Genomic DNA, 12766 nt, shown 5'->3' with positions numbered 1-12766 from the left:
CTAAGTTATAACTCATCTCTATATCGTAAAAATACAGGAAATCTTGGCTTGTTGTTTTTGGTTAAGTTTTGATATTTATATGTTATGATTTGCCCTATTTTAGGGGGATTTTTCCTTATCTCATCGCTAAAACCTGTGCCGATTTTAAAAATAACACCACTTTTTGTGTCACGGCAGGAAATAGAACCCATAAGCCCTTTATATTTGCCACTACCTTCATTTATCCTAATAACTTCACACTCGCCGTCTTTAAATTTCTTAATCTTTAAAATTTTTGATGATCTAGCATTTTCGTAAATAAGACTAGGAGATCTTGCTACAAGCCCTTCGCCACCGCTATTTACAACCTCATCTAAAAGCTTAAAAACCTCTTCATTATCTTTAGCAGCAATCTGTTTTATGGCTATGATATTTTTACAATTTTTATCTAACTCTTTCATTTTGGCATATTTTTCATCAAAACTAATATTTGCTTCAGGAATGTCAAATATGTGAAATTTGATCTCACCCCAACCTTGATGTTCACTCATATTTGAAGTTATGCTTGAAATTTTATCAAATTCTCCTCTTTTCGTATAAAGCTCACCATCAAGAGCAAAATTTGGAAAACACTTTATAAACTCATCTGGATAGCTAAATTTATAACCACTTCTACTTTTTAACTCTTTGCCATCCCATACACCACGAACTCCATCAAGCTTTTCGCTGATATACCAGCCACTTAAATTTTCATCTTTGTATTCGCTAAGAAGCATAACTTGAGCGCTAGCAAAAATGATTAGAAAAAGAGGCAAAAACAGAGCTTTAAATTTCATATCCTAGCCTTTCAAGTTCTTTTTGTATATGTTGATGAAAAACTGGCGTATACGACATTTGTGGCTTTTCTTTTTCTAAATAATCTCTCATTCCTGCTAAAAAACTAGCGTAATCTTCAATAGTTAAATTTCCTCTTAAAATTTCATATTTTAAAAAAAGCCAGTATGTATTTAGCGTGTCGCTTTGGCAGTATTCATCTATGATATCTTTACAACCTGCATAAAAAAGTCTAGTAACTTGATCGCCTTTTGTGTCGTATTTGCCGGGTAAATTTAGGGTTTTACAAAGCGAGTCGAGATTAAAACCAAAAACTGATTTGTGTTCACTAATAAAATCAAGCAAGTCAAGATGAAAATTTGAGCTATAACGAACGCGGTAATTATCCCATTTATCTTTATTAAGCATTGGGTTTTTAACCTCAAAGTATGAAAAAGCTGTAATGTTGTATCTCATTGCTCTAATCATAATCATTGGAATATCAAAACCACGACCATTAAAACTCACTAAAAGTGGATTGTGTTTATCTATAAATTTAATGAAATTTCTAATTATCTCTTCTTCACTACCGCCTTTTATGCTATCAACCCTTATAAACTTACCAAATTCATCAGCTAAAACCATGCTAATAGCTACAACTTTATGGAAATTTACAGGTAAAAACTCGCTTCCAGTTTTTTCTTTTTGAGCACTAAAAGCTAAATTTGCTACATCCTCATCACTACCGTCAAAACCATAAGTTATCCTTAAACTATCGCTATCTGGGATAGTTTCACAATCAAATATAGCTCTATATCTACTCATTTTAAAATCCTTTAAGTTTATTAAAGGATTTTATCAAACCAAACTAAAATTTATACTTAAGTGATAGACTAACTAGCTGTGCATCGCCTGGGTCAAATTCACCCTCTACATTGCCTATGAAATTTGATTTTTGAACATTTGCATTTCGTTTTTGTCTATCTTGATACAAATATCCAAATCCAACCTCTAAATCGCTATTAATAGCGTAATTTGCACCAACTGAGTAGATATAAGCTTTAGTATTTGGTAGTTCAAAGCTTGTAAATTTATCAGCAGCGATATTTTCATCTATGCCAAAACCAGCCATTAAGCGAAGTTTATCACTAGCTTGATAAGCCATACCAAAACGGTAAGTGTTGCTATCTTTCCATTTTTTCTCATGTGCATCATCAATTATTTTTTTAGTGATTGGATTTAAAATTGGCTCATTGTAGTTAAAATCAAGCTCTTTAAATGATGACCAATAAGTTCTTTCAAAAGCAAACATAAGTGTTACTTTATCCATTTCATAAGCAAGTGCTAAATTTAAAGATGCAGGAAGTGGAATAGAGATATTTGTGCCAATAGATTTACTAAAATTTTTACCTAAAAAGTTCTCATTTAGATTTGTATCTCCTTTGACATTTATGTCAACTTTTGATCTATAAGTTGCAGCTAAAGATAAATTTTTAGTTGGCTTATAAGCTAAAGCTAAGTTATAACCAAAATCAAAAGAATCACCCTTTACTTCACGGCTCATCTTATAAGGTGTTGTGTTTACTCTATTTTTTATAACACCATCAGTATAAACCACTCTAACACCTGCTGCAACGCTTAAGTTATCAAGCACTTGATAGGCTAAACTTGGAGCAAGTTCATAAATTTTAAGTTCAAATTTCTCTGCTACACTTGCTGGATAGCTATCATCCCACTCCATCGCAAGTCCTGCTGGAATGTTAAAAGATAGACCAAATCTAAAATTATTGGCAAAAAATGGAGATACATAGTAAGTTGAAGCTCCAACAACATCATAATCTTTAGATTTAGTATCAGATGTTCCTAATTTTTTTGAGTGATTGTTAAATTTAGTTTCTCCTAGATGAATATAAAAAGTGTTAATATTTATATGGCTTTTATCATCTAAAAAGACCATGTTTGCAGGGTTATAGTAAGCCGCGTCTGCACCAAAACTCTTAGCGATATTACTCGCTGCTAAAGCCATAGAATCGCTACTTTGTTCTGGAATTTTATAGCCCCCAGCAAAAACAGATGAAGCAAAAGCTAGAGGTAGTATTAGTTTTATAAATTTCATATATTATCCTTAAAAGCAAAAGGTTTTATTATATATAAATTTATCTATGATTTTACTTATAATTAGCTGAAATTTAAAAAATTATTGAAATTTTAAGGACTTTTTAAAAAGCCCTTTTATAAGCACTGAAAATATCATCGCTGCTGCTAGATTTTGCTTGAGCATAAAGAGCTAAATTTGGATTTCTAAGTAGCTCTCTTCCATACGCTACCATATCACAATACTTCTCATTTAGCAGCTTTTCTCCCTCATCTATCGTCGTAATAAGCCCTACAGCAATAACAGGAACATTAACCACACTTTTTATCTCTTTTGCATAGTTTGCTTGATAAAGTGGCTCTATATCTGGCATAAGAGCTGGCTTTGGGTGATTTCCACCAGCACTTACGTGGATGTATTTAGCCCCTAAACTTTCTAAAATTTTAGCTAAATTCTTACTATCTTCTATACCAAATCCGCCATTTTCCCACTCATCAGCACTGATTCTTACGCCAAATGAGATATCTGATTTTGAAAAATCATCCATTATCTCACAAAGCAATCTTACACGGTTTTCAAAACTACTACCATACTCATCTTTTCGTTCATTTGTTAATGGACTTAAAAATTCATGAAGCAAATATCCATGAGCTGCGTGAATTTCAACCATATCATAGCCTGCAAGAACTGCTCTTTTTGCTGCTTTTAAGAAATTTTCTCTAACATTTGCTATCTCTTTTAAACTTAACTCTTTTGGTTTGTTATAGCTTTGAGAAAACCTTATAGGACTTGGTGCTACGCTTTTACAGTTTACGCACTCACACTTTCTTCCAGAATGTGCAAGCTGGAGAGCTACTTTGGCACCAAATTTATGAATGTCTTTTGTAAGTTTTGTGTGAGATTTAATTTGATTATCATCCCAAAGCCCAAGATCAAAGTTACTTATCCTGCCTCGCTCTTCAACTGCTGTAGCTTCGACTATGATAAATCCAACCCCGCCAATAGCCCTTGATACATAGTGATAGCGGTGAAAACTTCTAACCTTACCACTTTCTTTTGCCATATATGTACACATCGGAGGCATTACGATACGGTTTTTAATCTCTAAATTTCCAAGCTTTATAGGTTTAAGTAACTTTGACATTTTTACTCCTTATCCCACGCTAAAATGGTCTTACCTTCATCATCTGTAGTTATATCACCCATTCCCATGATGTTATATCCACCATCTACATAGTGAATCTCCCCTGTTACACCACTTGACATATCACTAAGCAAGTACGCTCCACTTTTACCAACATCATCAGTTGTGACATTTCTTTTAAGTGGAGAATTTGCTTCATTCCACTTAAGTATCATTCTAAAATCACCAATTCCACTTGCCGCTAAAGTCTTAATCGGTCCAGCTGAAATAGCATTTACTCTAATATTTCTACTACCGAGATCTCTTGCAAGATATCTTACTGAGCTTTCTAGTGCAGCTTTTGCAACGCCCATAACATTATAATGAGGTACAAATTTTGGACCACCTAAATATGTAAGAGTTAGTATCGCCCCGCCATCATTCATCACAGGTAAAACCGCTTTTGTAAGCGAAATAAGTGAGTAAACAGATGTGCCCATCGCAACATCAAAAGCCTCTTTTGTTGTATCTATAAATTCACCCTCTAAAGCCTCTTTTGGTGCAAAAGCTACTGCGTGAAGGACAAAATCAATTTTTCCAAAATCACTATTTAAATTTTTAGTTAAATTTTCTAAGTCTTCATTGCTATTTACATCTAACTTATAAATTTTATCACTTCCAAGTTCAGTCGCAAGTGGTTCAACTCTTTTTTTAAGTGCATCATTTAAATATGTAAAAGCCATGCTAGCACCCTGGTCTTTACACGCTTTTGCGATGCCATAAGCTATTGACATCTTATTTGCAACTCCAACAATTAAACCCTTTTTTCCTTCTAAAATCACTCTATCTCCCTAATAAGTTTTATAAAATTTTCCACTTCAAAACTAGCACTTCCTACCAAAACTCCGTTACAGTTTTTAATGCTTGAAATTTCAGCGATATTTCCCAAATTCACGCTCCCACCATATAAAAGCGGTGCAGATGAAAGAGTCCTTAAAAAATCTAAAATTTCATCAATATACTCAGGACTTGCACTTTTCCCACTACCTATTGCCCAGATTGGCTCATAAGCAATGGTTAAGTTTTTATACTCTAAGTCAAGTTCTTTTAGTTGAGATTTTAAAAACTCCTTTGAACTGCCATTCATATAGACCACATCACTTTCTCCGATACAAAAGATGATGTTTAAGCCCTTTTCTTTAGCAAAATCAAATTTATGTTTTAAAAACTCATCATTTTCGCCTAAAATTCGTCTTTCGCTATGACCGATGATGACATCTTTGATATCAAATTCTTCTAGCATTTCTAGGCCTATTTCGCCTGTGAAATTTCCATTTAAAGTAGGATAAAAATTTTGAGCTCCTTGCCTAAAGCTAAATTTTAGCTCACTAAATGCTGAACTTGGTGGAAAAACAACTATTTCGTGAGTATTAAAAGAGCTTTTTAAATCTTGATCTAAAATTTCAGCGTAGTTTTCAAAGCTTTTTCTGCTGTGATTGCACTTTAAATTTGCATAAATTTTCAATTTTTTTCCTCTCTTATAAGCACTTTTACACCAGGTAGTTCTTTACCTTCAATCAGCTCAAGACTTGCTCCACCACCAGTTGATATAAAAGTAACCTCATCTTTATCTCCAGCTCTTGCTACCACATCAGCTGTATCGCCACCGCCAATAACCGTAGTAGCTGGGCTTTCTGCTATAAAGTGACTCATTCTAAAGCTTCCTCTTGAAAACTTATCTATCTCAAAAACACCCATCGGTCCATTCCACCAAATAGTCTGAGCTGAGTCAAGCGCTTCTTTAAAAAGCGTTACGCTAGCTGGTCCGATATCAAGTCCCATCCAATCTTTTGGCATCTCTTGAATAGGAACGTATTTCATCACAGTATCATTTGATAGATATGGCGCAACAATAGCATCAACTGGCAAGTAAATTTTAACGCCCAACTCTTTACCTTTTTCTAAAACTTTTAGTGCTTCATCTATCAAATCCTCTTCTAAAAGCGAGTTTCCTATCTCATAACCTAAAGCTTTTATAAAAGTAAACGCCATTCCACCGCCAATTATAAGCTTATCAACCTTTGGTAGTAGGTTTTTTAAAGCTTGAAGTTTGCCACTTACTTTACTTCCGCCAACAACAGCAACAAAAGGCCTAGCTGGATGCTTAATCAAATTTGAAGCAAATTCAATCTCTTTTTTTAGCAAAAATCCAGCGCATTTATGCTCATCATCAAAAAATTTAGTAATAGCATGAACTGAAGCGTGGGCTCTATGACAAACTCCAAAAGCATCATTTATATAATAATCAGCAAAATTTGCCAACTCTTTGGCAAAATTTTCATCATTTTTGGTTTCACCTTTTTCAAATCTAAGATTTTCAAGTAGTAAAATTTCACCTGTTTTTAGCTCACTAACTGCCTTTTTAGCCATTTCTCCGATGATATCTTTTACAAAAATAACATCTTTATTTAGAAGTCTTGAGAGCCTTTTTGCTATTGGCTCTAGGCTAAATTTCTCTTCATAGCCATTTTTTGGGCGACCTAAATGGCTAGTTAAAATAACAGAACACCCCTCATCTAAGCAGTATTTTATCGTTGCAAGAGCTGAGCGGATCCTTCTATCATCAGTTATATTTTGAAACTCATCCATTGGGGTATTAAAATCACATCTTATAAAAACTTTTGAGCCTTTTTTAAAATTTATATCTTTTATAAAAAGTAAATTTTCTGTCATTTTAGACCCTTTTTAGCCGCATAAACAGCCAAATCAACAAGCCTTGAACTATAGCCCCACTCATTATCATACCATGCTAGAACTTTAACTAAATTTCCATCAACAATCTGAGTCATATCGCTTGCTACAACGCTTGAGTATGAACTAGTAATAAAATCGCTTGAAACCCTAAAATCCTCATCAAAAAGTAAAATTTCTGGATTTTTCTTAGCGTAATCTTTAAAGGCACTATTAATCTCTTCAGTAGTTACTTTTTTAGCTAAAACCGCTGTTAAATCCACCATCGAAACATCAGCCACTGGCACTCTTAAAGCCAGTCCATTAAGCTTACCTTTTAAATTTGGAAGCACTAAGCCTATAGCCTTTGCTGCTCCTGTAGTAGTTGGGATGATGTTTGTAGCTGCTGCTCTACTTTTTCTAAAGTCTTTACTTTTTGTATCAAGAAGTGGCTGAGAAGCTGTGTAGGCATGAGTTGTAGTCATTAGTCCACTTACGATGCCAAATTTATCATCAAGAACTTTTGCAACTGGAGCTAGTCCATTTGTAGTACAACTTGCATTTGAGATGATTTTTTCGCCACTGTAAAGCTCATGATTTACGCCCATTACAAATGTTGGCGTATCATCTTTAGCTGGAGCACTCATTACGACTAAATTTAATCCTTTATCTAGATATGGTTTACAAGACTCTTTAGTTAAAAATGCCCCAGTACACTCTAAAACCACATCTGCGCCATTAAAATCAATCTCGCTAGGCTCTCTTGTTGAAGACATTTTTATGACTTTTCCATCAACACTTATATCATCACCTACAACTAAAACATCTTTTTTAAACTCGCCATGAACGCTGTCATATTTAAGCAAATATCTTGTTATCTCTCTTTTTGCTGTGTCATTTATCGCTACAAGTTCTACATCATCTCTATTTAAGATGATTCTAGCTACGCATCTGCCGATACGCCCAAATCCATTTATAGCTATTTTAAGTGCCATACAAATCCTTTTTAGATATAATGACTTGTATTTTACTAAAAATAAGGTTAAGAAATATTAAAATGAATATCGCACTTTTTGGTGGAAGTTTTGATCCACCGCACCTAGGACACACTAAAATCGTGGAAATTTCACTTACTTCTTTAGATATTGATAAGCTTTTTATCATACCTACTTATATAAATCCTTTTAAAAGTGGCTTTTTTGCACCACCAAATTTAAGGCTTAAATGGCTAAAAAAACTTTTTGAAAATTTAGACAAAGTTGAAATTTGTGATTACGAAATCAGACAAAACCGTCCAGTTGCTACAATAGAAACTGTAAGATACTTAAAAGAAATTTATAAGCCAAATACAGTTTATTTGATAATTGGTGCTGATAATTTAAAGGATTTAAAAAAGTGGCAAAACTACCCTGAACTTGAGAGTTTAGTGGAATTTGTAGTAGCCTCAAGAGATGGTGAGTTTATACCTAAGGACTTGAAAAAATTAAATATAAATGCTAATATTTCATCTACAAAATTTAGAAATAATCTAAATTTAAAATATATACCAAAACCGCTGCAAAGTGAAGTTTTGGATTTTTATAAAAGGACAAAAATGTCAAAGATTAAAATAATTACTGATATTTTAGAGAATAAAAAGGCTGAAAATATCGAAGTTATCGATATGGAAGGCAAAGACTACATCGCTAAAAGTGTTATAATTGCTACAACGCTAACAGGAAAACATGGACTTTCACTAAGTGATGATATAAAAAATGCTCTTGCTGAGATAAAAGAGAAAATTTTGCATATAGAAAGTAGCGATGAGTGGACGGTTATTGATTTGGGTGATGTTATCATTCATCTAATGAGTGAGGCTTATAGAACAAAATACGATATAGAAGAGTTTTTAGAAAAACTTAAATTTGAAAGATAGTTTTTAAAAGGAGGATTTATGACACTAAAACAGATTGAGTATTTTTTAAAGGTATGTGAGCTAAAGCAGATAAGTGAGTGTTCTAAATTTTTTGGAATTTCACAATCAGCAATGTCAATATCTATCAAAAATTTAGAAAACTCTTTGGGCGGAGATCTTTTTGATAGAAGGGGCAAAAGTCTGTCTATAAACGAAAGAGGAAAAGCTTTTTATAAATCAATCAAACCAATTTATAATAGAGTTTTAGAAATAGAAAGAAATATGCAAAATGAGAGCATGTATGAGCTATCTTTGATGTCAAGTCAAAATGTTGGAACATATCTATCTCCTTATATTTTAAGTGGTATTTTAGAAAAAAATGACAAGATAAATTTAAGTGTATCTATGGGAAATACAACTCAAATTCTAGATGAGGTTGTAAATAATAAAATAGACATAGGTCTTATAGAAGGCGATCTTGAAAATTCTGATGTAAAGTCAGTTTTAATCTGTAAAGATGAGATAATTGTAGTAACTGGAAACAAAAATCTTAGCGATAAAACCTATAGCATAAATGATCTTACAAAAGAAGAGTGGGTAATGAGAGAGAGCGGAAGTGGTACTAGGGATTCTTTTTATGCAAATTTACCAGGCGATATATCGCTAAATACTATTTTAGAACTACCTACAACTGAAGCGATAAAAAGATGCTTAGAAGACAGTAGTTATTTTACTTGTTTACCTAGATTTGCAGTAAAAAATGAACTTGGAAAGAGCCTTTTTGAAGTAAAAGTAAAGGGTAAAAAATTCCTAAGAAATATCTACTTAGTATACTCAAAAGATAAAGATGACAGTGAGACTTTTTTAAACATTATCTCAAAAATTGAAAAAGAGATAAGAGAGACTCACGCCAAACTTACTGAAATCTAACTATTTAAATGCGCTGAAATTTTGCTAGTTAATGCTAAAATTTCAGCCCTTTTTGTTATAAAACTATTTTTATTTGATATTAAATAAGCTGAGCTTTGCATTATCGTTTCAGCTACTTTTAGACCGTTTTGTTTCATTGTAGTTCCAGTTTCAACATTATCAACAATCGCATCAGCTAGACCGATTAGTGGAGCTAACTCAATTGATCCATAAAGCTTTATAATCGTTACTGGAGTTGCTTTACTTGCAAAAAATTCTTTTGTTATATTTGGCATTTTAGTTGCAACTTTAATACCTGGCATATCGTAATCAAGCGTAAATTCGTTTTTAACTCCAACACATACTCTACACTTTCCAAAACCAAGATCTAAAAGCCTTAAAACATCACTTTTATGCTCTTCTAATACATCAAGACCAACTACGCCTATGTCAGCTGCACCATTACTCACATAAGTTGGTATATCTTGATTTCTAACTGCTAGAAATTTAAAGCCTTTTTTTTCTAAAATAAGTTTTCTATCTTCAAACTCAAAATCATCACCATAAATAGCCTTAAAAACTTCTAGCGTTCCATCAGCAATTCTGCCCTTTGGCAAAGCAACAGTTAGCATTTTATACCTCTTTCTTCTAAAGCTTTAAGCATTCCTCTAAAGACTAAATTTTTATCAAAAATCGCATTATCAAAAAATTTAGAAAAAAAGCTTCCATCTCCACCTGTTAAGTAGATATTTTTATTTTTACTCATATCTTTTATGAGGAATACTAAAGGTGCAATTATTCCAAAACTTACAGCATCGACTGTTTTTTGTGGCAAAGCTTCAAGACTTACTTGCGAATTAATCGCCACTTTAAGAACTTTTGAAATTTCTTCATTTGCTTTAAGCTGTGCTGCTATCCCAGGCACTATAAAGCCACCTTGATGAACAAAGTCTATCATTATATCAACAGTTATCGCACTTCCTGCATCAACTACAATTCCGTTTTTAATTATATAGCATCCTGCGATTCTATCAACGCCCAAACCCTTATATATAGTATCAAACTCAAAAAAATCACTAATATCTATAAATTTATTACTATTTGGTTTAAAGTTAGAATTTACACTGATATAGTAAGCCTTCTCTTTTGGCAAAAAAGAGTTAAGTTCATCAATACTTTTACTTGAAATTAAGCCATCATGCCAAATTTTAGCACTGTGGTTGCCAACATCTAAAAGTAGCATTTCCAGCCCTTACTTTTAGCTAAGTCTAAAGCTCTAGAGCAAATCTGAGAGTTTAAAAAAAGATATCTTTTTTTTATGATTTTTCCCTCATCTTTTGCAACTAAATTTGCTAAATTCTCTAAAATTTCAAAGTCTTTTTTTAAAAACCTACTCTTTGCATCTCTAAAAAAAATTATTGTATTGTTTGAATCCAAATCAGATCCGACAAGACACTTATAAGATCTAACCTTGCTAAATTTAGCAAGGTTAATTGTAGTACTTTTCTTAAGAATTATATTTTGTGAAAGCAAAAGCTCTTCCATTGCTATCTTATCTCTATATACTCATCACCGTGATAAAAGACATTCTCACTAGCAAAATTTGTCTCATCTATATCGCCATCAAGTTCAAAAATTTGTCTATTTTTAAGATTTAAATCAGTTACTATCATGTAACCTTGTCTTTCAAAAATATATAATTTATTACCTTTTGCAATGATATTTGAAAACTGAGCAAATCTAAATTTCTCTTCATTTAGTTTATTTAACGCTAAATCATAAACCTTTGCTGTGCCATCTTTACTAAATAGATACAATCTATCTTGATATAAAAATATATCTTTTATCGTATCAATAACTCTTTTGTTACCATTTGGAGTATTTAAAAGAACTCCCGTGTTTGTAGCAGCATAGATGTTTGGTCCTTTATTTTCTAGGAAAATTACATTATTAAAAAACGGCTCAGAACTTATATATGTATCTAAAGCTAGTCCGCCAGTTGGAGTGTGGATTAAGAGAAGTTGACCATTTAAGCTAGGAAACATCAAAGCATCATTTCCTAAAAATAATGGAGATGCCGTTCTTGAATCAAGCGTATAAACTCTATCTAATTTATCAGCAAATTTTACGCTATTATTACTTATATCTAATAAAAACATAGCATTATCAGCTCTTATGACAGCAAGATCGCTTCCTTTTAGGCTAGCTGATACAACCTGAGATGAGAAATCTTTATCAAGCAAAACATTTCCACTCATATCACGAATTTTAAAATTTCCACTTATGTTTGAAGATAGAATTTTATTATCAAAAATTCCTAAAAATTTCTCATTTTTATCTAGCTTTACGCCATTTATTATGCCACTTTTTGTGATAATTGTTCCATTTTTTAAAGTAGCGCCATTTACTGTAGCATACGCTATTTTACTATTTAGTTTTCCTTGATAGTTTAGATCAGCTACTGCTTCATTTTCTTGTGGGTGGAAATACTCTCTTTTTGTAGAACAACCCGTAAAAACAAAAGCTAAGATAAAAGCTGTCAATATAGTTAAATTTCTCACTGTTTTGCTCCATTATAATGTCTTAAATTTCTAGCTATATCACCAAGTGGAGAATTTGGCGCAATTTTAACAAATTCTTGATTTGCCTCTTCAATCTTGCCATCTTTTAAATAGCCATATCCCTTCATAAAAACAGCATAGCTATCCATTATCTCCCCACTATCTTTTTTAGCACTAAAATTTATAAGATCTTTTAAAACAGGATCAATTCCATCTAAATTTGAAAGCTGATCAAGTTTAGCACTATCGTTAGTATCAAGAGCCGTTCTAAACTCATAAATAGTATATAGGTTTTTGCTAGAACTTTTTAGCTTCTCTTTTGCTTTTTGATTGTTTGGATCTGTAATAAGCTCTGCGTAAGCTTCGTTTGCTGCTTTAAATTTTCTATCTTTTATAAAATTTGAAGTTGCCAAAGCAAGCGGTATCAAAATAGCTATGATAACTACTGTTATTATAGGCTTTTTATACTTCTTAACAAAAAACTCACTTTTTATAATGCTTTCTAAAAATTGCTCTTCAGAGTCTGCTACTTTTTTTAACTCTTTTACATTATCTTTTATAGCCAAAATTTTCCTTTATCTGAATTTGAGCGTAATTGTAGCATAAAATCTTTTAAATAACGCCTAATTGTAAGCTAATTTGTGATATAATAAAAAGATTTT

The 12766-nt window shown here is 32.4% G+C and carries 15 protein-coding genes; 2 read left to right on the top strand and 13 right to left on the bottom strand.

Annotated elements, in window-relative coordinates; all coding sequences use genetic code 11:
- Positions 1-5 precede the first annotated feature (5 nt).
- The 8 genes from CCORG_RS01440 to gap all read right to left on the bottom strand — a co-directional run bounded on the left by CCORG_RS01440 (position 6) and on the right by gap (position 7735).
- On the bottom strand, positions 6-815 hold the full coding sequence (locus tag CCORG_RS01440) for a DNA ligase (protein ID WP_025802723.1): 810 nt from the start codon (positions 813-815) through the stop codon (positions 6-8).
- Entirely contained in the window at positions 805-1617 is an 813-nt protein-coding gene (locus CCORG_RS01435) for a 3'-5' exonuclease (RefSeq protein ID WP_025802721.1), read from the bottom strand. The genes CCORG_RS01440 and CCORG_RS01435 overlap by 11 nt, the downstream gene beginning before the upstream one ends.
- Before the next feature lie 43 nt (positions 1618-1660).
- Positions 1661-2908 (bottom strand): OmpP1/FadL family transporter, encoded by a 1248-nt coding sequence (locus CCORG_RS01430; protein ID WP_025802719.1) that lies wholly within the window; start codon positions 2906-2908, stop codon positions 1661-1663.
- Positions 2909-3011: 103 nt separating this feature from the next.
- Entirely contained in the window at positions 3012-4031 is a 1020-nt protein-coding gene (locus tag CCORG_RS01425) for an NADH:flavin oxidoreductase/NADH oxidase (protein ID WP_025802717.1), read from the bottom strand.
- 2 nt (positions 4032-4033) lie between these two features.
- Complete coding sequence (gene fabI, locus CCORG_RS01420; protein WP_025802715.1) at positions 4034-4852, bottom strand: enoyl-ACP reductase FabI; 819 nt, start codon at positions 4850-4852, stop codon at positions 4034-4036.
- Positions 4849-5535: a triose-phosphate isomerase gene (locus CCORG_RS01415; protein ID WP_025802712.1), complete on the bottom strand. Its 687-nt coding sequence runs from the start codon at positions 5533-5535 to the stop codon at positions 4849-4851. The genes fabI and CCORG_RS01415 overlap by 4 nt, the downstream gene beginning before the upstream one ends.
- The gene (locus CCORG_RS01410) at positions 5532-6743 is read right to left on the bottom strand and encodes a phosphoglycerate kinase (protein ID WP_025802710.1); all 1212 of its coding nucleotides are present in this window, start codon (positions 6741-6743) and stop codon (positions 5532-5534) included. The genes CCORG_RS01415 and CCORG_RS01410 overlap by 4 nt, the downstream gene beginning before the upstream one ends.
- Positions 6740-7735, bottom strand: a complete 996-nt coding sequence (gene gap, locus CCORG_RS01405; RefSeq protein ID WP_025802708.1) for a type I glyceraldehyde-3-phosphate dehydrogenase — start codon at positions 7733-7735, stop codon at positions 6740-6742. Before gap ends, CCORG_RS01410 begins: the two co-directional genes overlap by 4 nt.
- A gap of 62 nt (positions 7736-7797) precedes the next feature.
- On the opposite strand from gap, the gene nadD reads away from it, so the two are divergent.
- The gene (nadD, locus tag CCORG_RS01400; RefSeq protein ID WP_025802706.1) at positions 7798-8655 is read left to right on the top strand and encodes a nicotinate (nicotinamide) nucleotide adenylyltransferase; all 858 of its coding nucleotides are present in this window, start codon (positions 7798-7800) and stop codon (positions 8653-8655) included.
- Between the two features lie 18 nt (positions 8656-8673).
- Positions 8674-9564, top strand: coding sequence for a LysR family transcriptional regulator (locus CCORG_RS01395; protein ID WP_025802705.1), 891 nt, complete (start codon positions 8674-8676; stop codon positions 9562-9564).
- Here CCORG_RS01395 and hisG read toward each other — a convergent pair.
- The 5 genes from hisG to CCORG_RS01370 are packed head-to-tail and all read right to left on the bottom strand — an operon-like array spanning position 9561 to position 12670.
- Positions 9561-10175: an ATP phosphoribosyltransferase gene (hisG, locus tag CCORG_RS01390; RefSeq protein ID WP_025802704.1), complete on the bottom strand. Its 615-nt coding sequence runs from the start codon at positions 10173-10175 to the stop codon at positions 9561-9563. The two genes, CCORG_RS01395 and hisG, sit on opposite strands and share 4 nt — an antisense overlap.
- Positions 10169-10786 (bottom strand): type III pantothenate kinase, encoded by a 618-nt coding sequence (locus CCORG_RS01385; RefSeq protein ID WP_025802702.1) that lies wholly within the window; start codon positions 10784-10786, stop codon positions 10169-10171. Before CCORG_RS01385 ends, hisG begins: the two co-directional genes overlap by 7 nt.
- Positions 10774-11088: a hypothetical protein gene (locus CCORG_RS01380; protein ID WP_025802700.1), complete on the bottom strand. Its 315-nt coding sequence runs from the start codon at positions 11086-11088 to the stop codon at positions 10774-10776. Before CCORG_RS01380 ends, CCORG_RS01385 begins: the two co-directional genes overlap by 13 nt.
- Before the next feature lie 2 nt (positions 11089-11090).
- Positions 11091-12104 carry a hypothetical protein gene (locus tag CCORG_RS01375; protein WP_025802698.1) on the bottom strand — a complete coding sequence of 338 codons (1014 nt, stop codon included), beginning with the start codon at positions 12102-12104 and terminating at the stop codon, positions 11091-11093.
- Positions 12101-12670, bottom strand: a complete 570-nt coding sequence (locus CCORG_RS01370) for a hypothetical protein (RefSeq protein WP_025802696.1) — start codon at positions 12668-12670, stop codon at positions 12101-12103. Before CCORG_RS01370 ends, CCORG_RS01375 begins: the two co-directional genes overlap by 4 nt.
- Positions 12671-12766: the final 96 nt, after the last annotated feature.

Origin of the sequence: Campylobacter corcagiensis, assembly GCF_013201645.1 — a bacterium.
Taxonomy (GTDB): domain Bacteria; phylum Campylobacterota; class Campylobacteria; order Campylobacterales; family Campylobacteraceae; genus Campylobacter_B; species Campylobacter_B corcagiensis.
This window is presented reverse-complemented; position numbering and strand designations above follow the sequence as displayed.